Here is a 20,242-nt window from a genome sequence, read left to right on the forward strand (position 1 = left end):
ATCCATGCAACTGCACAGCTTCTTCAACAGCTCCACCTCGTACCGCGTGCGCATCGCGCTGGCGCTCAAGGGCCTGCCCTTCGACATCGTGCCGGTCAACCTGCGCAAGCAGGAGCAGCGCGCCGCCGGCTACGTGGCGCAGAACCCGTCGGCCGGCGTGCCGCTGCTGACGGACGGCGATTTCCAGCTGACGCAATCGCTCGCCATCATCGACTACCTGGACGCCACGCACCCCGAGCCGCGCCTGATTCCGGCCGCGCCGCGCCCACGCGCCCGGGTGCTGGAATTGGCTAATGCCATTGCCTGCGACATCCACCCGGTCAACAACATGCGCATCCTGCGCTACCTGCAGGAAGCGCTGGGCGCCACCGATGCGCAGAAGAACGCCTGGTACCACCATTGGATCCGCGAGGGCCTGACCGCGGTCGAGGCCCTGCTGGCGCGCCATGGCCAAGGCCCCTATTGCTGCGGCGACACGCCGACGCTGGCCGACTGTTGCCTGGTGCCGCAGGTGGCCAACGCCCAGCGCATGGGCTGCGACCTGTCCGGCTACCCGCGCCTGGTCGGCGTCTATGAACACTGCCTCGCGCAGCCCGCCTTCCAGCAGGCCGCGCCCGCCAACCAACCGGACTACATCAAGTGACTTCGCAAGCTTCTCCGGGCCAGGAGCCCGACACCCAGGGTGCGCCGCTGCGCGAGTACACCGATCCGGCCTACCGCCCGCTGTGCGCCAACCTGGCCGAGGTGCGCGCCAACATCGACCGCCTGGACGATGAGATCGTGCGCCTGATGGCCGAGCGCGCCATGTACGTCAAGGACGCCGCGCGCTTCAAGCGCGACGCCTTCCAGGTCAGCGCGCCGGCGCGCCAGGCCGAGGTCTTCGAGAAAGTGCGGCGCCTGGCCGAGCGTCACAACCCGGGCTTCGAGAACCTGGACCAGGTGGTGGACGCGGCCTACCGCGCCATGGTGGCGGCCTTCATCGCCAACGAACAGACCTACTTCAACAATATGAAAATCGCGGGAGACAAACATGCATAAATCCTCAACCCTGGCGCGGACGCGCGCTGTCGCGGCGCGCGCGCTGGCGCTGGGACTGATCACGCTGGCGCCATTGGGCGCGGCGCAGGCCGCCGACGCCTGGCCGTCGCAGCCGCTCAAGGCGCTGGTGCCGTTCGGGCCTGGTTCCAGCCCCGACCAGGTCGCGCGCATCGTCGGCGAGAAGGCCGGCGCCATTCTCGGCCAGACCGTCGTGGTGGAAAACAAGCCGGGCGCCAGCGGCAACATCGGCACCTTCGCCATCGCCAACGCCAAGCCCGACGGCTACACCTTCGGCGTATCGATCACCGGTCCGCTGGTGAACAACACGCTGCTGTTCGACAAGCTGCCGTATGCCCCCGCCACCGACCTGTCGCCGCTGACGCTGGCGGTGCACCAGCCCAACGTGCTGGTGGTACCGGCCAGCGCCGGCATCAGCACTATCGGGCAGTTGCTCGATGCGCTCAAGAAGAACCCCGACAAGTACAACTTCCCTTCCCCCGGGGCTGGCACCGTCTCGCACCTGGCGGTGGAGCTGATGCTGCAGCAGATCGGCGCGCGCGCCACGCATGTGCCCTATCCCTCGTCGCCGGCCGCGCTGACATCGCTGCTGTCGGGCGACACGCAGTTCGCCGCGCTGCCGCCGATCGCGGTCATGAGCATGGTCAAGGACGGCCGCCTGAAGGCGCTGGCCGTGACCTCGTCCAAGCGCTCCGCGCTGCTGCCCGAGATTCCCACGCTGGCTGAAGTGGGCGTGCCCGGCATCGAGGGCTCGGCCTGGATCGGGTTCGTGATCTCGTCCAAGGTGCCCGCCGACATCCAGAAGAAGCTGTCGGACGCGCTGATCCAGGCGATCCGCGACCCCGAGGTGACCAAGCGCCTGCAGGCGCAGTTCATGGACCCGGTGGGCAGCACGCCGGCGGAGTTCCGCGCCTACATGGACGATGAGCTCAAGCGCTGGAAGCCGCTCATCACCAAGCTCGGCATCAAGGGGCAGTGACCCGCCGGTACATGGGACCGGTAATAGGGGCTGGCGATAGGGGCTTCCGCAAAGGCGCCGCCGCCGGCCCGGCAATTCGCAACACATGACGCAGTCAAGCAGGACAAGCAAGGAGACAGGCATGACCCTCACCGAACCCGCCCGCCAGGTACCGCTTTACGGCGACTACGACGTCGTCGTGCTGGGCGGCGGCCCCGCCGGCATCCTGGCCGCCGCCAGCGCTGCCCGCAACGGCGCCAGCGTGCTGCTGGTGGAACGCTATGGCTTTCTCGGCGGCATGGGCACGGCGGCGGGCGTCTCCAACTTCTGCGGGCTGCACGCGAACGTGCGCGGCGCCATCCGCCAGGTCGTGCACGGCATGACCGATGAACTGCTCGACCGCATGCGCGCGCTGGACGGGCTGAACGACCCGCACCTGATCCTGGGCAAGATCCACGCCCAGGCCTATGACATCTCGGCCTTCAAGTGCGCGGCCGACGGTATGGTGCAGGACAGCGGCGCGCACATCCTGTTCCACGCGCTGGCCACGGGGGTGGCGCGCGATGCCGCCGGCAATGTCGATGCGCTGTTCCTGGAAACCAAGTCGGGCCGCTGCGCCGTGCGCGGCAAGGTCTTCATCGACTGCTCGGGCGATGCCGACATCGCGCAATGGGGCGGCCTGCCGTTCGAGAAAGGCGATGCCCACGGCCACATGCTCTACCCCACGCTGATGTTCAAGGTCGGCAACGTCGACGGCGCCCGCGCCCAGGAAGCCTGGAAGACCATCCCGCAACTGATGGACCAGGCCGCCGCCAGCGGCGAATTCACCTTTCCGCGGCGCGGCGCCATCGTGCGGCCGCAAAAGCATGACTACGAATGGCGCGTCAACGTGACGCAACTGGCCAACACCGATGGCAGCGCGGCCGACGGCACCGACGCCGCCTCGCTCTCGGCCGGCGAGCTGGAAGGCCGCCGCCAGATCACGGAATACCTGAAGTTCCTGCGCGCCAAGGTGCCGGGCTTCGAAAACGCCTATGTGCTGGACATCGCGCCGCAGCTGGGCATCCGCGAAACCCGCCGCATCGTCGGCGAGGCCATGCTGACCAAGGAAGACGTGCTGGGCTGCGCCGATTTCGAAGACAGCATCGGCGTCAATGGCTGGCCGCTGGAAATGCACACCGCCGGCGATGTGCAATGGCTGTGGCCGCCGATTCCCGAATCGCGCGGCTACAACCAGTTGCCGTTCCGCATGATGGTGCCGCGCCGCGGCCCGGGCATCGCCACCAACGTGCTGGTGGCCGGGCGCTGCGCCTCGATGACCCACGAGGGCCAGTCGGCCGCGCGCGTCAGCGGCAGCTGCTTCGTCATGGGCGAGGCCGCCGGCACCGCGGCCGCCATGGCGCTGCGCGACGGCCACGCCCCCGCCGACGTGCCGATGGCGGCGCTGCAGGCGCAGTTGCAACGGCAAGGCGCCTTCCTCGGCCGCCAGGAATGAACCCGCAAGGAACCCGGTAATGAACGCAACCCCCGCAAAGAACCCGCCCCAATCCGTCATCGTCGTGGGCGGCGGCATCGGCGGCCTGGCCGCGGCGCTGGCGCTGACGCGCCAGGGCATCGCGGTGCAACTGCTGGAACAGGCCGCGCACATCGGCGAAATCGGCGCCGGCATCCAGCTCGGCCCCAATGCCTTCGCCGCGCTCGACGCACTGGGCGTGGGCGCCACGGCGCGCCAGCGCGCGGTGTTCACCGACCACATCATCATGATGGACGCGGTCGACGCGCGCGAAGTGGTGCGCATCGACACCGGCGCCGCCTTCCGCGCGCGCTTCGGCGGCCCCTATGCCGTGATCCACCGCGCCGACATCCACCTGTCGATTCTGGAAGCCGTGCAGCAGAACCCGCTGATCCGCTTTCGCACCTCGACCCAGATCGCCGCGGTCACACAGGACGGCAGGCGCGTCGAGGTCACCGACACCGACGGCAACCGCTACCAGGCCGACGCCGTGGTCGGCGCCGACGGCGTCAAGTCGGTGATCCGCGAGCACCTGATCGGCGACCCGCCCCGCGTGACCGGCCACGTGGTCTACCGCGCCGTGGTCGAGCGCGACAACATGCCCGAGGAACTGCGCATCAACGCGCCGGTGCTGTGGGCCGGCCCGCACTGCCACCTGGTGCATTACCCGTTGCGCGGCGGCCAGCAATACAACCTGGTGGTGACCTTCCACAGCCGCGAACAGGAACAGTGGGGCGTGCGCGAAGGCAGCAAGGAGGAAGTGCTGTCGTACTTCCAGGGCATCCACCCACGCCCGCGCCAGATGCTGGACCGCCCCACGTCCTGGAAGCGCTGGGCCACCGCCGACCGCGAGCCGGTCGAGCAATGGGGCCAGGGCCGCGTCACGATCCTGGGCGATGCCGCCCACCCCATGACCCAATACATGGCCCAGGGCGCCTGCATGGCGCTGGAAGACGCGGTGACGCTGGGCGAGGCCGTCCAGCGCTGCGATCACGACCTGCAGGCCGCCTTCCGCCTGTACGAATCGGTGCGCATCCCGCGCAGCGCGCGCGTGGTCTGGTCGACGCGCGAGATGGGCCGCCTCTATCACGCGCGGGGCGTCGAACGCACCGTGCGCAACACGCTGTGGACCGGCCGCGACCAGTCCCAGTTCTACGACGCGTTGCAGTGGCTCTACGGCTGGAAGGTGGAGAACTGTCTCGCGGGCCCCATCCAGCCATAGAAAAAACAGGCACAGGAGGAGACAACCATGACGACACGCATCACCCGCGGCGGCGCCGCGCTGCTGCTGGCATTGGCCGCCGGCGGCGTCCAGGCGCAGCAGAAACCCGTGGACATCGGTTTCATCGGCACGCTGTCCACGCCCGCCGGCTACATCGGCGAGGACGAGCGCGATGCCTTCATGCTGGCGGTCAAGGAAGGCGGCGGCAAGCTCGGCGGCGTGCCGGTCAACGTGCGGGTGGAAGACGACGCGCTCAAGCCGGCCAACGCCAAGCAGATCGCCGACAAGATGGTGCAGGGCGGCGTACGCCTGTTCACGGGCGTCAATTTCTCCAACGTCATGGCGGCCGTCGGGCCGACGGTGCTCAATGCCGGCGGCTTCTATGTCAGCCTGAACGCCGGCCCCTCGAACTATGCCGGCAAGGCCTGCAACCCGAACTACTTCGCGGTGGCGTTCCAGAACGACTCATACGCCGACACCGCCGGCATGGCCGCCAATGAACTGGGCGCCAAGCGCGTCGTGGTCATGGCGCCCAACTACCAGGCCGGACGCGATGCGGTCGCCGGTTTCAAGCGCACCTACAAGGGCGAGATCGCCGAAGAGATCTACACCAAGCTCGATCAGGCCGATTTCTCGGTAGAACTGGCGCGCATCCGCTCGCTCGCCCCCGACGCCATCTTCCAGTTCCACCCGGGCGGCGCCGGTATCAACCTGACCAAGCAGTACGCCAACTCCGGCCTGGCCGACAAGATCAGGATGATCACGCCGATCTACTCGATGGACGAACGCATGCTGGCCGCCACCGGCAGCGCCGGCAAGGGCTTCTATCTGAGTTCGCTGTGGAGCGCGGACCTGGACAACGCGCAGAACAAGCATTTCGTCGAGGCCTTCACCAAGGCCTACAACCGCGCGCCGACCGCCTACGCGGCGCAGGCCTACGACACCGCCAACCTGATCGGCTCGGCCCTCAAGGCCGTGGACGGCGACGTTACCGGCAAGGCCGATGCGTTCCGCGAGGCGCTGCGGCGCGCCGATTTCCCCAGCGTGCGCGGCAAGTTCCGGTTCGGTCCCAATCAGCATCCGGTGCAGGACTGGTACCTGTTGCATATCGAGGCCGGCCCCGACGGCAAGCTGGTCTACAGGAACCTGAAGGTCATCGCCCGCGATCACACCGACGTGCACGCGGCCGACTGCAAGATGTAGCGGCGCTGGCGCGTTCCCGCGGGAACGCGCCAGGCGTCCGCCGTCAGTTCAGGCTGGCGCCGGAGATCTTGACGATCTCCTGGTACTTGGCCTTTTCGTTCTTGACGAATTCGGCGAAGGCTTCGGGCGTCATCGGCGCCGCTTCCGAACCCATCAGCAGCAGGCGCTGCTTGACGTCGGGCTGCTGCATGGCCTGGGCATAGGCCTTGTTCAGCTTGGCCACCACCGGCGCCGGCGTGCCGCCGGTCGTGAACACGCCGAACCAGGTGCCCAGGTCGAAGCCCTTGATGCCCGACTCTTCCACCGTCGGCACGTCGGCCAGCAGCGACGAGCGCTTGGCGGTGGTCACGGCCAGCGCCTTGACCTTGCCGTCCTTGATCAGCGGCGCCGCGGCCGCCAGGTTGTCGAACATGAAGTCCGACTGGCCCGACAGCAGCGCCAGCTGCGCCGGCGCCGCGCCCTGGTAGGGGATGTGCTCGACGTTGATGCCGGCGCGCGCCTTGAGCAGTTCGCCGGACAGGTGGCCGGCGCTGCCGTTGCCGCCCGAACCGTAGTTCAGCTTGCCCGGATTCTTCTTGGCGTAGTCGATCAGGTCGGCCAGCGTCTCGATCTTGTTTTTCTTGGCGAAATCGAGGTTCATGACCAGCACGTTCGGCACCGCGGCCACGATGGTGACCGGCGCGAAGTCCTTGATCGGGTCATACGGCAGATTGGCGAACAGCCAGGGGTTGATGGCATGGGTCGCCACGGCGCCCATCACCAGCGTGTAACCATCGGCCGGGGCCTTGGCCACCAGGTCGGCGCCGATGTTGCCGCCGGCGCCGGAGCGGTTTTCCACCACCACTGGTTGGCCGAGCGAGCCGCGCACCTTCTCGGCCAGCATGCGGGCCATGGTGTCGAGCGGGCCGCCGGGCGGGTATGGCACCACGAAGCGCAACGGCTTGGTGGGGAAGTCGGTGTTCTGGGCCAGCGCGGGCGCGCCCAGGGTCAGCGTGGCGGCCAGGGCCGCGGCGCCGCCCAGCAAGATGCGGCGCACGGCGCTGCGGGGGGTCGGTTTCATTTCGTTTGCTCCTCTCTGTGCATCGATGGCGGTGGGTAGCATACCGCAGCGGGGTAAACGGCGTAACAAAGGGATACCACGGAAAGCGGCCGTTGTTCGGCTGACCGGCATACCGGCGCGCCCCCCCCCCGCGCGGCGCCCGCGACAAATCCAGGCGTATCAGTAAAAACCCCCGAAGGTTGGATCTTCGTCCAACTTCCGGGGGTCGGTTCAGGCAAGGCGTCGACCGTGGCCAGGCGCAGGCCGGCGCCGCCGCCCGCTCAATGCAGGATCTGGCTCAGGAACAGCTTGGTGCGCTCGTTCTGCGGATTGTCGAAGAACTCGTCCGGGCTGTTCTGCTCGATGATCTCGCCGCGGTCCATGAAGATGACGCGGTTGGCGACCTTGCGCGCGAAACCCATTTCGTGGGTCACGCACAGCATCGTCATGCCGCTTTCCTGGGCCAGGTTGACCATCACGTCCAGCACTTCCTTGACCATTTCCGGGTCGAGCGCCGAGGTCGGCTCATCGAACAGCATGATCTTGGGGCTCATGCACAGCGAACGGGCGATCGCCACGCGCTGCTGCTGGCCGCCCGACAGTTGGCCGGGGAATTTCTTGGCCTGATCCGGAATGCGCACGCGCTCCAGGTACTCCATGGCCGTGGCCTCGGCCTCAGCGCGCGGCTTTTTCAGCACCCACATCGGGCCCAGCGTCAGGTTCTCCAGCACCGTCAGGTGCGGGAACAGGTTGAAGTGCTGGAACACCATGCCGACGTCCTTGCGGATGGTCTCGATGTGCTTGAGGTCGTTGGTGAGCTCCGTGCCGTCCACGATGATGTGGCCTTGCTGGTGCTCTTCGAGCCGGTTGATGCAGCGGATCATGGTGGACTTGCCCGAGCCGGACGGCCCGCACACCACGATGCGCTCACCCGGCGCCACGTCCAGGTTGATGTTGCGCAGCACGTGGAACTGGCCGTACCACTTGTTCACGTCCTGCAGTCGAATGATGGCATCAGACATGCCTGTACTCCCGTAAATATCGCGTTGCGGGTCCGCCCGGGGCGGACCCGCGGCAAGGTTCTAGCGTGCGTGGCCCGTGGCCAGGCGTTTTTCCAGCGCCTGACTGTATTTGGACATGGAGAAGCAGAAGACGAAGTAGATCAGCGAGATGAACAGATACGCCTCCACCCCGAATCCGCGCCATGCCGCGTCGGACAGGGCCGCCTTGGCCGCCAGCGTCAGGTCGAAGATGCCGATGATCACCACCAGCGAGGTGTCTTTGAACAGCGCGATGAAGATGCTCACCAGCGGCGGGATCACGATCTTGAGCGCCTGCGGCAGGATGATCTTGCGCATCTGCTGCCAGTAGTTCAGGCCGAGCGAATCGGCGCCTTCGTACTGGCCCTTCGGGATCGCCTGCAGGCCGCCGCGCACCGTTTCGGCGATGTACGCGGCCGCGAACATGATGATCGCGATCTGCGCGCGCAGCAGCTTGTCGATCGAGAAGCCCTCGGGCAGGAACAGCGGCAGCATCACCGACGACATGAACAGCAGGCTGATCAGCGGCACGCCGCGGATCAGCTCGATGTACACGACGCACAGCGCCTTGATGGCCGGCATCTTCGAGCGCCGGCCCAGCGCCAGCAGCACGCCGATCGGGAAAGCGAAGGCGATGCCGAACGTCGACAGGATCAGCGTCAGCGGCAGGCCGCCCCAGCGCGCGTTCTCGACGTAGGTCAGGCCCAGCACGCCGCCCCACATCAGAATCGCCACGGCGACCAGGCCGAAGGTCCAGATGATGGCGAGCTTCCAATTCCAGAAGCGGCGGATGCCGCTGCACACGATCACCGCGACCAGGATGATGGTCGCGATCAGCGGCCGCCATTGCTCGTCGTAGGGATAGGTGCCGAACAGGATCAGCCGGTGCTTCTCGATGATGAAGGCCCAGCAGGCGCCCCCCACCGAGGCGCGGCATTCCTGCGCATTGGTGGCGGTGTAATTGGCCTTGATGAAGGCCCATTCGAACAGCGCCGGCAGCGCCATCAGCAGGAACCACGCCAACAGCACCGTGATCAGGATGTTGAGCGGCGAGGAGAACAGGCGCGAGCGCAGCCACGCCCAGGCGCCTACGTGGGTCTTGGGCGGCGGCAGCCCTTCGCTGGGGGTATGCGTAGTGCTGCTCATATCAACGCTCCACCAGCGCGATGCGCTTGTTGTACCAGTTCATGAAGATCGAGATCGACAGGCTGACCGTGAGGTACGCGCCCATGATGATGAGAATGCCCTCGATGGCCTGCCCGGTCTGGTTCAGCGTGGTGTTGACCACCGACACGATGTCCGGATAGCCAATGGCCACGGCCAGCGAGCTGTTCTTGGTGAGGTTGAGGAACTGGCTGGTCATCGGCGGGATGATCACGCGCAGCGCCTGCGGCAGCACCACCAGGCGCAGCACCTGCTTGCGGCGCAGGCCCAGCGCGCCGGCGGCTTCCCATTGGCCGGTATTGACCGCCTGGATGCCCGAGCGCACCACTTCGGCGATGAACGCCGAGGTGTAGATCACCAGGCCCGCCAGCAGCGCGGCGAACTCCGGCGAGAGGGTCAGGCCGCCGGCGAAGTTGAAGCCCTTGAGCACCGGCATATCCAGGGTCAGCGACGCGCCGCTGACCAGCCACCCCAGCACCGGCAGGCCGATGATCAGGCCAAGCGCAACGCGCCCCAGCGGAAACACCTGGCCGGTGGCTTCCTGGCGCTTTTTGCCCCAGTGTCCCAGGAACAGGATGGCGACGATCGCCAGGCCCAGGCCGCCCAGTATCCAGTCCAGCGAATAGCCTTCCAGGCCCGGCACTTTCAGGCCCCGGTTGGAAATGAACACGCCCGGCAGCGGGTTTTGCGCCTGGCGCGGGCCCGGCATGTTCTCGGTGATCAGCGCGTACCAGAAGAACAGCTGCAGCAGCAGCGGCACGTTGCGCATCACTTCGACATAGACCGAACAGATCTTGGCCACGAGCCAGTTCTTGGACAGGCGGCCAACGCCGATCAGGGTGCCGAAGATCGTCGCCAGCACGATACCGAGCACGGCAACGCGCAGGGTGTTGAGCAGCCCCACCAGAATGGCGCGCCCATAGGTGTCGGCGGGAGAGTAGGCGATGGACGTCTCGCCAATGGCGAAACCGGCCTCGCGGTCAAGAAAATCAAAGCCCGTGGCGATATTGCGCACGGACAGGTTGTGCAGCGTGTTTGAAACCAGGAACCATACCGCGGCCGCGACGGCGGCCAGTGCGATCACTTGGTAGACCACGGCGCGCACGCCGGGATCGTTCCAGTTCAGACGCCGGGGAGGTGCCGAAATCGGGGCGTTTTTATTTGGCGTTGTCATTGGATGAATCTACAGAAGTCGGACACCGGGCGGCCGGGGCCTTGCGGCCCGCGCCGTCCACTCCTGCCGCCCGCTCGAAGGCGGGCCAGGCATGGCGCCCAGGGCGCCATGCCGGCAGCCGTGTGTTAGCGCACCGGCCAGCCGTACATCAAGCCACCTTGCTTGTAGCTGGCATTCAGGCCGCGCTCCAGCTTCATCGCGCTGCTCTTGCCCAGCGTGGCCTCGAAGCTTTCGCCGTAGTTGCCGACCTGCTTGATGATGTTATAGGCCCACTTGTCATCCACGCCCAGGTTCTTGCCCATGCCAGGCGTCACGCCCAGGATGCGTTGGATGTTGGGATTGGTGCTCTTGAGCATCGCATCCACGTTCTTGGACGTGATGCCGTATTCCTCGGCTTCCAGCATCGCGTTCAGCGACCAGCGCACCACGTTGAACCATTGCTCGTCGCCCTGGCGCACCATGGGGCCCAGCGGCTCCTTGGAGAAGTCTTCCGGCAGGATCACGTACTTGTCGGGATTCTCCAGCGTGGTGCGGGTCGAGGCCAGCTGCGACTTGTCGGTCGTGAAGGCATCGCAACGGCCAGCCGCGAAGGCGCGGATGATTTCGTCGTACTTGTCGATCACGACCGGCTTGAATTCGATCTTCTGGCTGCGGAACCAGTCGGCCAGGTTCAGTTCGGTGGTGGTGCCCGGCTGCACGCAGATGGTGGCGCCGTTCAGTTCTTTCGCGCTCTTGACGTTCAGGTCTTTCGAGACCATGACGCCCTGGCTGTCGTAGTAGTTCACGCCCACGCCGATCAGGCCCAGCGTGGTGTCGCGCGTCAGCGTGACGGTGGTGTTGCGGGTCAGCACGTCCACTTCGCCGGACTGCAGGGCGGTGAAGCGCTGCTGCGTGTTCAGCGGCGTGACCTTGAACTTGCTGGCATCGCCGAACATGGTGGCGGCGATGGCGCGGCACATGTCCACGTCCAGGCCCTTGTATTCACCCTTGCTGTCCGCGATCGAGAAGCCCGGAATGCCGGTCGAAACACCGCATTGGACAAACCCTTTTTTCTTGACGTTATCGAAGGTCGCACCTGCGTTAGCGGCCGCGGATACCGCGAACAGGGCAGCGCCAATGGCAGCGAGTTTCAGTACTTTCATCGTGATCTCCGTAGGGGTGTTGCGAAGCCGAACGCAAGGCCGGGTTGGGCTTTACGCATGGGGCGGATGGTAGCGTCCGCACAGCAGCCTCCGCATCCGGGAATTCCCTTGAAATATAGGGACACTGGATGAAATCAAACAGGGTTTGACGACAAAAACGGGGACACTTCTTTGCGTCCGAAAAGAGTGTCCAGGTGGTCACTTGGTCCGACCCATGAGTGGTCACATCGGGACACTTTTTCCGGCCGTGCCCGCTGCGCCGTTTTAGGCCAGCTCACTGTCCCCGAGTTACTATTGCGGCTTCATCCGACAGCCGCCATGATCGAATTCCAGCACGTCTTCAAATCGTATGGCCGCGGCCGCAATATCCTGGCCGACATCAACTTCCGCGTAAGCGCGGGCGAGTTCGTTTTCGTGTCGGGTCCCTCCGGCGCGGGCAAGTCCACCCTGCTCAAGCTGATCGGCGGGCTCGAGCCCGCCAGCCGCGGCGCGATCCAGGTCAACGGCCAGCGGCTCGACAAGCTGCCGGCGCGCGCCCGGCCCTACCTGCGCCGCGCCGTCGGCGTGATCCTGCAGGACACCCACCTGCTGTTCGATCGCAGCGCCTTTGAAAACGTGATGCTGCCGCTGGCGGTCACCGGCCACCCCTGGGACTCGGCCGCCGCCCGCGCGCGCGCCGCGCTCGACAAGGTCGGGCTGTCGGGCAAGGAAGACCTCAACCCCATCGAACTGTCCGGCGGCGAACAGCAGCGCCTGGCGATCGCCCGCGCCATCGTCAACCGGCCCGCCATCCTGATCGCCGACGAGCCCACCGCCAACCTCGACCACGACAACGCGCAGCGCATCATGAACGTGTTCCGCGACTTCAACCGCGTCGGCGTCACCACGCTGATCGCCTCGCACGACCAGGAACTCATGGCGCGCTACGCCACCCGCACCCTGCGCATCGACCCCGGCAAGTTCTCCGACTCGCACGGCGCCCCCACGCCCGCGGCCAACGCTGGCCAAGGCATCGCGGGAGAACCGGCATGAACGCCTGGCTGCGGCAGCATCGCTATGCCCTCATGGTCACCTTGCGCCGGCTGGTGAAACAACCCTTCTCGTCGCTCGCCAACCTGCTGGTGATGGCCCTGGCCCTGGCCCTGCCGCTGCTGGGCAGCGCCATCCTGGTATCGGTGCAGCCGGTGGCGCGGCAGATGTCCGTCACCCCTGAAGTCACCGTCTTCATGCGGGTCGACGCGCCCGCCGGCGCCGCCGCCGACGTGGCCAGGCGCATCCAGGGCGAGTACGCCGGCGACGTGCGCGCGGTGCGCGTGGTCGGCCGCGACGACGCCCTCGCCGCCCTGCGCGCCAACCCGGCCTGGCAACAGGCGCTGGCCGTGCTGCCGGGCAATCCCCTGCCTGACGCGGTGGTGGTGACCCTGGCCGACGGCGAAGACCTGGCCGGCCGCGCCGACAAACTGGCGCGCGCCTGGAAGCAATGGGATCAGGTGGATCTGGTGCAGCTGGACAGCGCCTGGGTCCAGCGCCTGGAGGCGATCCTGCGTTTCGCCCGTATCGGACTGGGCTTCCTGGCTGCCTGCGTGGCGGTGGTGGTGCTGGCCACGGTGTTCAACACCGTGCGCATGCAGGCCCTGTCGCAACGCGAGGAGATCGCGGTGGCGCGGCTGGTGGGCGCCACCGAATCGTTCGTGCGGCGCCCCTTCCTGTACCTGGGCGCCCTGTCCGGCGCCCTGGCTTCGCTGCTGGCCATCGGCGTGGCGGCCGTGGCGCTGTCGCCGCTGAACAACGCCCTGCTCGGCCTGGCCCGCAGCTATGGGGCGGAATTCGCCTTGCATTTGCCCGGCGCCCCGGCATTGCTGGCCGCCATCATCGCCTCAGCCGCCCTCGGCGCGTTGTCGGCGCGCTGGTCCGTGACCCGCAGCACGCGCTTCTGACCCGGGATCGGGCGGCCGGCGCGGGCCTCTTCCCGCCCGGCCGTCTCCGGGCACATTCCCCTAAAGCCACGTATAGCCCCCGTTCGCCCCCGTGATCCGGGGAACGGCCGCGCCCAGCCGTGGTTAGGATGCAACCGATGGACAAACGGTCATATTTCCGGGGGCCATCGCAACGTTGCGGTTACATAGCTTTTCCCCCTATTTCCGGCCAAATGTGCAAGAATAAAGCGACATTTTTCTACATATTTTGAAACGTTTTTCTGTCCTACGAGCGCCGCCTTTCGTGATCCAACCGTTGTCCTTGCCCCTGATTCCGCCCCATGGTCGCCCGTCTTGACGCCCGCGCGACGCGCCATTACTTCGATAGCGCGTTCCAATCCCAGGCGGTGAAGGTACTTCCCAACGAGTACTACGTCACCGACGAAGACATCATGATCTCGACCGTGCTCGGCTCGTGCGTGGCTGCCTGCATTCACGACCCGGTCAACGGAGTCGGCGGCATGAACCACTTCATGCTGCCCGAGGGCGACATGCAGTCGCCCGCCTCGGCCACCATGCGCTATGGCGCCTTCGCCATGGAAGTGCTGATCAACGAACTGCTCAAGGCCGGCGCGGTGCGCGACCGCCTCGAAGCCAAGGTGTTCGGCGGCGGCGCGGTGCTGTCGGCGATGCAGCAGATGAACATCGGCGAGCGCAACGGCCAGTTCGTGCTGAACTACCTGCGCACCGAAGGCATCCCGGTCAAGGCCCAGGACCTGGGCGACGTGCATGCGCGCCGCATCAACTATTTCCCGCGCAACGGCCGCGTGATGGTGCGCAAGATGGCGCCGCACCATCAGCGCGCCGAAGAAATCATCGCCAAGCGCGAACAGGCTGCCGCCGAAAGCGTGCAGGCCAAGACCCAAAGCCCGCCGCGGGTCGAGCGCTTTGCGCGGCCCGGCGTGGAACGTTTCGACCGGCCCGCCGCCCGTGCGGGCGGCGATCGCCCCGGCGTCGAACGATTCGACCGTCCGGGGGTCGAGCGCTTCGATCGTCCCGCCACGCGTCCCGGCGTGGAGCGCTTCGATACCGGCGTCACCCGCCGCCGCAAGCCGGAAACCGCGGGCGGCTGAACCCGCCGCCCCGTCAGCAGCCGAAGCTGGCGCGGTACTGGCTGGGCGACACGCCCAGCCGCCGCTGGAACACCTCGCGCAGGTGCCGCGCATCACGGAAGCCGCAATCAAACGCCACGGTCTTGAGCGGCGCCGACGCGCGCTCCAGCCGCGCGCGGGCCGCATCCAGCCGGACGCTTTCGACGAAATCCGCCGGCGTGACGCCCGCATCCCGCAGAAACACCCGAGAGAAGTTGCGGCGGCTCATGTTGGCCACCGCCGCCAGCGCGTCCACGCCGAGATCGTCGGCCAGATGCCCCAGCACGTACTGCTGCACCTGCGCCACCGCCGAGGTCTCCTCGACGAAGGGCGTCAGAAACGGGCTGAACTGCGATTGCCCGCCAGCGCGCTGCATGAACACCACCAGCCGCTTGGCCACGTTCAGCGCCACCTCCTGCCCGTGGTCCTGTGCCACCAGATACAGCGCCAGGTCGATGCCGGCGGTCACCCCCGCCGACGTGTGCAGCCGGCCGTCCTGCGCGTACAGGCGGTCGGTCTCGACCCGCAGGTCCGGATAGCGCGCCGCCAACGCCGGCGCGTCGTTCCAGTGGGTGGTGACCGTGGCGCCCGCGGGCAGGCCGGCACGCGCCAGCAGGAAAACGCCATTGCAGATCGAGCCGTAGCGCTCGGCCCGCGCGCAGGCCGCGCGCAGCCAGGCCAGCGCGTCATCCGATTCCCGCGCCGCCGGCAGGCCCGGGCCGCCGGCCGCCAGCAGCAGATCGGGCACGTCCGCGACCTCGGCGTAGTGGCGCTGCGGCGTCAGCAGCATGCCGTTGGAACAGGGCACCACGCCGCGCGTCAGGCCGATCAGTTCCATCCGGTACTGGCGCGCGGGCAACAGGAAACGGTTGGCCTCGGCGAACACATCCAGCGGTCCGCAGACGTCCAGCGACTGCACGCCGGGAAACACGAGGATGGCAACGGATTTCATGGGGTCGAGGGCGAGAGGGTGGGCGCGGCGCGACTGAGCGCTGCCGCCGCTAAACGCTACCTTAGCCCAAGCCTTCCAGCATGCCGATCCCCCGCGTCAGGCGTGGCCGCAAACCGTGCCACGGCGGCCGCAATCCGCCGCCTTCCGGGGCCTTGGCCGTCAGCTGCGCCATGCTGGCCGGAATCCGTCCCGCCCGACGCTGGCCCGTGGCCGGACGTCCGCGCAGACTGTCTTGCATCGCCCTCCGGGCTCGCCACGCAAGGAAATGCAGCATGCAAACGCCCTCCTCCGACCCCAGCGAACGCGTCGGTCCCGCCTTTTCCGTCGACGGCATGCTACTGGCTCGCAACAAGACACGCCAGGCCATCGAGGATATCGCCACGCGCATCCGCCCCGGCATGATCGAGGAAGACGCCGTCGCCATGGCCAAGCAGACCCTGATCGACGCCGGCCTGGCGCTCAGCTGGCATCCCACCCGCGTGCGCTTCGGCGCCAACACCATGAAGGCCATGCGCCAGGCGTCCGCGCCCGGTGTGGCGCTGGGCGAACACGACATCTTCTTTCTCGACATCGCGCCGCGCCTGGACGCCTGGGAAGGCGACGGCGGCAAGAGCTACGTGGTGGGCGATGACCCCGGGCAGGCGCGCTGCGCGCGCGACGCCGAGGCGCTGTTCCACGATGTGCGCGGCGTCTGGCTGCGCGAGCGGCTGAGCGGCCAGGCGCTGTACGCCTACGCCGACCGCCAGGCGCGCGCCATGGGCTGGGAACTGAATTTCGACCTGCCCGGCCACCGCGTGTCCGACTTCCCGCACGCGGCGATCCACACCGGCTCGCTCGCCGACCTGGCGATCCGACCGTCGGAGATGCGCTGGATCCTGGAGATCCACCTGCGCGATCCGCAGGGTCGCTACGGCGCGTTCTTCGAGGACATGCTGCTGGACGACGCGCACTATCCGGCGTGAAAGCCGCACGGGGCGCCGGCGCGCAGGGCGGCCGGCACTATCCAGCGGCCCGACGGCCGCCCCCCGCTACGCCGCACGCACGCCGCCGATCGACACCACGCTGGCGCTGAAGTCCTTGAGCAGGGCCTCGCGCCGCGCGGCGGCCTTCTCCATCGCCGCCTCTTTCACGTGGCCGTAGCCACGGATCTCTTCGGGCACGCTGGCCAGCGCCACCGCGCGCTCCAGGTTGCCGCGATTGAGCTTGCACAGGATCGCGGTCAGCGTCTCGTGATACTCGCGCGCCAGCTCGCGCTCGGCGCGGCGCTCGCGGGTGTAGCCGAAAGGATCCAGGCGCGTGCCGCGCAGGCGCTTCATGCGCGCCAACAGACGGAACACCCGCAACATGCCGGGACCGTAGGCCTTCTTGACCAGATGTCCGTCCGGGCCGCGGCGCGCGAACAGCGGCGGCGCCAGGTGAAAGCGCAGCTTCCAGTCGCCCTCGAACTGCTCGCCGACGCGCTTGAGGAATTCGCCGTCCGTATACAGCCGCGCCACCTCGTACTCATCCTTGTAGGCCAGCAGCTTGAAGTAGTAGCGCGCCACTGCCAGCGCCAGGCGCTGGGTGCCGGTGGCCTCATGCTCGGCATGCGCCACCTTGGCCACCAGGTCGGTGTACTGCTTGGCGTAGGCGGCGTCCTGATACTGCGTCAGGAACGCGCGGCGCGCCTCGACCAGGCGTTCCAGTTCGCCGGCCGGCTTCTTCAGTTCCACCACCGGGCTGGGCGCGCGCGGGCGGCGGATCTCGATGATGCCTTCCGGATGCGCCGGCGCGCCGCCATTGGCCAGCAGGCGCGTGACGCCGGCCAGGTCATGGGCCGCGCGCCGGCCCCAGGCGAAAGCGGCCAGGTTATTGGGCACCTGTTGGCCATTGAGCTCGATGGCGCGCAGCAAGGCCTCGCGTGACAGCGGCAGCCAGCCCTTCTGGTAGGCATAGCCCATCATCAACGGGTTGGAATAGATGGCGTCACCCAGCAGGCCCACGGCCAGCGCCGAGGCATCCACCGTGTGCAGGTTGTCCTTGCCGCAGGCGGCCTGCAGGTCCGCCGCCAGGTTGCCGCCCGGCAGCGTCCAGTCGGGATTGGTGACGAACGCGGCGGTGGGCGCGGTGTCGCTGTTGAGCAGCGCGCGCGAGCGGCCGGGACGCAGCCGCGCCATGGCGTCGGCGCTGGTCGCCACCACCAGGTCGCCGGCCAGCATCAGGTCGGCCTCGCCCATGGCCACGCGCGTGTTCATCAGGTGTTCCGGCGTCTGCGCCAGCACCACGTGCGAATACACCGCGCCGCCCTTCTGCGCCAGGCCGGCCATGTCCAGCACCGAACAGCCCTTGCCCTCCAGGTGCGCCGCCATGCCCAGCAACTGGCCGATGGTGACCACGCCGGTGCCGCCCACGCCGGCGATGAACACGCCATAAGCCTGCGCCAGCGCCGGCAACGCCGGCTGCGGCACGTCGTCATCGACCGCGCCCTCCGGCGCCAGCGCGCGCGGCTTGCGCAGCTTGCCGCCTTCCACCGTGACGAAGCTGGGGCAGAAGCCCTTCAGACAGGAGAAGTCCTTGTTGCAGCTGGACTGGTTGATGGCGCGCTTGCGGCCGAACTCGGTCTCCAGCGGTTCCACCGACAGGCAATGCGATTTCTGCGAACAGTCACCGCAGCCTTCGCACACGCGCTCGTTGATGACCACGCGCCGCGCCGGATCGGGATAGGCGCCGCGCTTGCGGCGGCGGCGCTTCTCGGTGGCGCAGGTCTGGTCGTAGATCAGCACCGACACGCCGGGGTGTTCGCGCAGTTCGCGCATCACCGCGTCCAGCTCGTCGCGGTGCTTGACCGGCACGCCCGGCGCCATGCCGGCCATGCCCTGGTATTTCTCCGGCTCGTCGGTGACCACTACGATCTTGTCGATGCCCTCGGCCGCCACCTGGCGGCTGATCATCGGCACGCTGATGGGGCCGTCCACCGGCTGCCCGCCGGTCATGGCCACCGCGTCGTTGAACAGGATCTTGTAGGTGATCGGCGCCTTGGCCGCCACCGCCGCGCGGATCGCCAGCAGGCCCGAATGAAAGTAGGTGCCGTCGCCGAGGTTGGCGAACACGTGCTTTTCTTCGGTGAACGGCGCCTGCCCCAGCCACGGCACGCCCTCGCCGCCCATCTGGGTGTAGACCTGGGTATTGCGGCCCATCCAGGTCACCATGTAGTGGCAGCCGATGCCGGCCATGCCGCGCGAGCCTTCCGGCACCCGCGTGGACGTATTGTGCGGACAGCCCGAACAGAACCACGGCTTGCGGTCCTCCACCACGCGCGGACGCGCCAGTGCCTGTTCGCGATCGGCGATGAAAGCCAGCCGCGCCTCGATGCCGGCGCGCACGTCGGCCGGCAACTCGAAGCGCAGCAGGCGCGCGGCGATGGCCTTGGCCACCATCGCCGGCGAAAACTCGTAATGCGCCGGCAGCAGCCAGTTGCCCTGCGGCACCGCCCATTCGCCACCGTCCTTGTCGTCGAACTTGCCGACCACGCGCGGAATCTTCTTGCCGCTGCCGATCCAGCTGAACAGTTCTTCCTTGAGCTGGTATTCCAGCACCTGGCGCTTTTCCTCGACCACCAGGATCTCGTCCAGGCCGTCGGCAAAGCGCGCCATACCGGTGGACTCCAGCGGCCATACCATGCCGACCTTGAACAGCCTCAGGCCGATGCGCTGGCACACGGCATCGCTGAGCCCCAGGTCGGACAGCGCCTGGCGCGTGTCCAGGTAGGCCTTGCCCGAGGTCATGATGCCGAAGCGCGCATCGCGCGCCGGCACCTGCCACAGCTCGCGGTTCAGGTTGTTGGCCCGGGCGTAGGCCAGCGCCGCGTACAGCTTGTAGTCCAGCAGCCGCGCCTCCTGCTGCAGCGGCGTGTCGGGGATGCGGATGTTCAGGCCGTCCGGCGGCAGCAGGAAATCCTCGGGCAGCACGATCTGCACTCGGTACGGGTCCACGTCCACCGAGGCCGACACCTCGACGATGTCGGTGATGCACTTCATCCCGACCCAGACGCCGGCATAGCGGCTCATGGCCCAGCCATGCAGGCCGTAGTCCAGCACCTCCTGCACGCTCGACGGAAACAACGCCGGGATCATGCAGGCCTTGAGGATGTGGTCGCTCTGGTGCGGCAGCGTCGACGACTTGGCCGGGTGATCATCGCCGGCCACCACCAGCACGCCGCCGTGCGGCGAGGTGCCGGCCGCGTTGGCGTGCTTGAACACGTCGCCGCAGCGGTCCACGCCCGGCCCCTTGCCGTACCACATGCCGAACACGCCGTCGTACTTGGCGCCGGGGAACAGATTGACCTGCTGCGTGCCCCACACCGCCGTGGCCGCCAGGTCCTCGTTGATGCCCGGCTGGAACTCGACGTGGTGCGCCTTCAGGTACTTGGCCGCCTTCCACATGTTCTGGTCGACCCCGCCCAATGGCGAGCCCCGGTAGCCCGACACGAAGCCCGCCGTGTTCAGCCCCGCGCGCAGGTCGCGCAGCCGCTGCATCATCGGCAGGCGCACCAGGGCGTGGATGCCGCTCATCCAGGCGCGGCCGCTTTCCAGGGTGTACTTGTCGTCCAGCTGGACGGTCTCGAGCGCCGCGCGCAGCGCGGGCGTAAGGGGGGCATTCATGTCTACTCCGAGGGTCGTGGAACGCCCGCGGCAGCCAACGCATCACGCCCTCTTGAAGCGCATGCGGACAAG

Annotated in this window: 17 protein-coding genes; 10 read left to right on the forward strand and 7 right to left on the reverse strand. The window is 67.6% G+C overall.

Going from position 1 to position 20,242, the window contains the following annotated elements:
- The first annotated feature begins 4 nt into the window (after positions 1 to 4).
- From maiA to K2W61_RS05700, 6 genes are all read left to right on the forward strand, one after another.
- Entirely contained in the window at positions 5 to 643 is a 639-nt protein-coding gene (gene maiA / locus K2W61_RS05675; protein WP_175140166.1) for a maleylacetoacetate isomerase, read from the forward strand.
- The gene (locus tag K2W61_RS05680; RefSeq protein WP_076408546.1) at positions 640 to 1,038 is read left to right on the forward strand and encodes a chorismate mutase; all 399 of its coding nucleotides are present in this window, start codon (positions 640 to 642) and stop codon (positions 1,036 to 1,038) included. The genes maiA and K2W61_RS05680 overlap by 4 nt, the downstream gene beginning before the upstream one ends.
- Positions 1,031 to 2,035, forward strand: a complete 1,005-nt coding sequence (locus K2W61_RS05685) for a Bug family tripartite tricarboxylate transporter substrate binding protein (protein WP_175134982.1) — start codon at positions 1,031 to 1,033, stop codon at positions 2,033 to 2,035. Before K2W61_RS05680 ends, K2W61_RS05685 begins: the two co-directional genes overlap by 8 nt.
- Positions 2,036 to 2,156: 121 nt before the next feature.
- Positions 2,157 to 3,509 (forward strand): FAD-dependent oxidoreductase, encoded by a 1,353-nt coding sequence (locus K2W61_RS05690; RefSeq protein ID WP_175140167.1) that lies wholly within the window; start codon positions 2,157 to 2,159, stop codon positions 3,507 to 3,509.
- A 19-nt stretch (positions 3,510 to 3,528) separates the two neighbouring features.
- Positions 3,529 to 4,749: a 3-hydroxybenzoate 6-monooxygenase gene (locus K2W61_RS05695; RefSeq protein WP_236755172.1), complete on the forward strand. Its 1,221-nt coding sequence runs from the start codon at positions 3,529 to 3,531 to the stop codon at positions 4,747 to 4,749.
- A gap of 27 nt (positions 4,750 to 4,776) precedes the next feature.
- Positions 4,777 to 5,952: an ABC transporter substrate-binding protein gene (locus K2W61_RS05700; protein WP_175134979.1), complete on the forward strand. Its 1,176-nt coding sequence runs from the start codon at positions 4,777 to 4,779 to the stop codon at positions 5,950 to 5,952.
- A 43-nt stretch (positions 5,953 to 5,995) separates the two neighbouring features.
- Here K2W61_RS05700 and K2W61_RS05705 read toward each other — a convergent pair whose 3' ends face one another.
- The 5 genes from K2W61_RS05705 to K2W61_RS05725 form a co-directional block, all read right to left on the reverse strand.
- Positions 5,996 to 7,012, reverse strand: coding sequence for a Bug family tripartite tricarboxylate transporter substrate binding protein (locus tag K2W61_RS05705; RefSeq protein WP_175134978.1), 1,017 nt, complete (start codon positions 7,010 to 7,012; stop codon positions 5,996 to 5,998).
- A 260-nt stretch (positions 7,013 to 7,272) separates the two neighbouring features.
- Positions 7,273 to 8,013: an amino acid ABC transporter ATP-binding protein gene (locus K2W61_RS05710; RefSeq protein WP_175134977.1), complete on the reverse strand. Its 741-nt coding sequence runs from the start codon at positions 8,011 to 8,013 to the stop codon at positions 7,273 to 7,275.
- Between the two features lie 60 nt (positions 8,014 to 8,073).
- A complete protein-coding gene (locus tag K2W61_RS05715; RefSeq protein WP_175134976.1) occupies positions 8,074 to 9,177 on the reverse strand; it encodes an amino acid ABC transporter permease in 1,104 nt (367 codons plus the stop codon).
- A gap of 1 nt (position 9,178) precedes the next feature.
- On the reverse strand, positions 9,179 to 10,369 hold the full coding sequence (locus K2W61_RS05720; protein WP_236755173.1) for an amino acid ABC transporter permease: 1,191 nt from the start codon (positions 10,367 to 10,369) through the stop codon (positions 9,179 to 9,181).
- 125 nt (positions 10,370 to 10,494) lie between these two features.
- Positions 10,495 to 11,511, reverse strand: coding sequence for an amino acid ABC transporter substrate-binding protein (locus K2W61_RS05725; RefSeq protein ID WP_175134974.1), 1,017 nt, complete (start codon positions 11,509 to 11,511; stop codon positions 10,495 to 10,497).
- 318 nt (positions 11,512 to 11,829) lie between these two features.
- On the opposite strand from K2W61_RS05725, the gene K2W61_RS05730 reads away from it, so the two are divergent.
- The 3 genes from K2W61_RS05730 to cheD all read left to right on the forward strand — a co-directional run bounded on the left by K2W61_RS05730 (position 11,830) and on the right by cheD (position 14,560).
- Positions 11,830 to 12,543: a cell division ATP-binding protein FtsE gene (locus tag K2W61_RS05730; RefSeq protein WP_175134973.1), complete on the forward strand. Its 714-nt coding sequence runs from the start codon at positions 11,830 to 11,832 to the stop codon at positions 12,541 to 12,543.
- Positions 12,540 to 13,448, forward strand: a complete 909-nt coding sequence (locus K2W61_RS05735) for a cell division protein FtsX (RefSeq protein ID WP_175134972.1) — start codon at positions 12,540 to 12,542, stop codon at positions 13,446 to 13,448. The genes K2W61_RS05730 and K2W61_RS05735 overlap by 4 nt, the downstream gene beginning before the upstream one ends.
- A 320-nt stretch (positions 13,449 to 13,768) precedes the next feature.
- Positions 13,769 to 14,560 carry a chemoreceptor glutamine deamidase CheD gene (cheD, locus tag K2W61_RS05740; RefSeq protein WP_175134971.1) on the forward strand — a complete coding sequence of 264 codons (792 nt, stop codon included), beginning with the start codon at positions 13,769 to 13,771 and terminating at the stop codon, positions 14,558 to 14,560.
- Positions 14,561 to 14,573: 13 nt separating this feature from the next.
- Here the strand turns inward: cheD and K2W61_RS05745 are convergent, their stop codons facing one another.
- A complete protein-coding gene (locus K2W61_RS05745) occupies positions 14,574 to 15,530 on the reverse strand; it encodes a GlxA family transcriptional regulator (RefSeq protein ID WP_236755174.1) in 957 nt (318 codons plus the stop codon).
- 272 nt (positions 15,531 to 15,802) lie between these two features.
- Between K2W61_RS05745 and K2W61_RS05750 the strand changes: the two genes are divergently transcribed.
- A complete protein-coding gene (locus K2W61_RS05750; protein ID WP_175140172.1) occupies positions 15,803 to 16,492 on the forward strand; it encodes a M24 family metallopeptidase in 690 nt (229 codons plus the stop codon).
- A gap of 66 nt (positions 16,493 to 16,558) precedes the next feature.
- On the opposite strand, the gene K2W61_RS05755 is transcribed toward K2W61_RS05750, so the two are convergent.
- Positions 16,559 to 20,170 (reverse strand): indolepyruvate ferredoxin oxidoreductase family protein, encoded by a 3,612-nt coding sequence (locus tag K2W61_RS05755; RefSeq protein ID WP_236755175.1) that lies wholly within the window; start codon positions 20,168 to 20,170, stop codon positions 16,559 to 16,561.
- Between the last annotated feature and the right edge of the window lie 72 nt (positions 20,171 to 20,242).

This window comes from Achromobacter pulmonis (assembly GCF_021733725.1).
GTDB lineage: Bacteria > Pseudomonadota > Gammaproteobacteria > Burkholderiales > Burkholderiaceae_B > Achromobacter > Achromobacter pulmonis.

Excerpts from the sequence above, each read along its gene's own strand:
- maiA (WP_175140166.1), top strand. The coding sequence starts at position 5 with ATGCAACTGCACAGCTTCTTCAACAGCTCCACCTCGTACCGCGTGCGC.
- K2W61_RS05685 (WP_175134982.1), top strand. The coding sequence starts at position 1,031 with ATGCATAAATCCTCAACCCTGGCGCGGACGCGCGCTGTCGCGGCGCGC.
- K2W61_RS05690 (WP_175140167.1), top strand. The coding sequence starts at position 2,157 with ATGACCCTCACCGAACCCGCCCGCCAGGTACCGCTTTACGGCGACTAC.
- K2W61_RS05695 (WP_236755172.1), top strand. The coding sequence starts at position 3,529 with ATGAACGCAACCCCCGCAAAGAACCCGCCCCAATCCGTCATCGTCGTG.
- K2W61_RS05700 (WP_175134979.1), top strand. The coding sequence starts at position 4,777 with ATGACGACACGCATCACCCGCGGCGGCGCCGCGCTGCTGCTGGCATTG.
- K2W61_RS05705 (WP_175134978.1), bottom strand. The coding sequence starts at position 7,012 with ATGAAACCGACCCCCCGCAGCGCCGTGCGCCGCATCTTGCTGGGCGGC.
- K2W61_RS05710 (WP_175134977.1), bottom strand. The coding sequence starts at position 8,013 with ATGTCTGATGCCATCATTCGACTGCAGGACGTGAACAAGTGGTACGGC.
- K2W61_RS05715 (WP_175134976.1), bottom strand. The coding sequence starts at position 9,177 with ATGAGCAGCACTACGCATACCCCCAGCGAAGGGCTGCCGCCGCCCAAG.
- K2W61_RS05720 (WP_236755173.1), bottom strand. The coding sequence starts at position 10,369 with ATGACAACGCCAAATAAAAACGCCCCGATTTCGGCACCTCCCCGGCGT.
- K2W61_RS05725 (WP_175134974.1), bottom strand. The coding sequence starts at position 11,511 with ATGAAAGTACTGAAACTCGCTGCCATTGGCGCTGCCCTGTTCGCGGTA.
- K2W61_RS05730 (WP_175134973.1), top strand. The coding sequence starts at position 11,830 with ATGATCGAATTCCAGCACGTCTTCAAATCGTATGGCCGCGGCCGCAAT.
- K2W61_RS05735 (WP_175134972.1), top strand. The coding sequence starts at position 12,540 with ATGAACGCCTGGCTGCGGCAGCATCGCTATGCCCTCATGGTCACCTTG.
- cheD (WP_175134971.1), top strand. The coding sequence starts at position 13,769 with ATGGTCGCCCGTCTTGACGCCCGCGCGACGCGCCATTACTTCGATAGC.
- K2W61_RS05745 (WP_236755174.1), bottom strand. The coding sequence starts at position 15,530 with ATGAAATCCGTTGCCATCCTCGTGTTTCCCGGCGTGCAGTCGCTGGAC.
- K2W61_RS05750 (WP_175140172.1), top strand. The coding sequence starts at position 15,803 with ATGCAAACGCCCTCCTCCGACCCCAGCGAACGCGTCGGTCCCGCCTTT.
- K2W61_RS05755 (WP_236755175.1), bottom strand. The coding sequence starts at position 20,170 with ATGAATGCCCCCCTTACGCCCGCGCTGCGCGCGGCGCTCGAGACCGTC.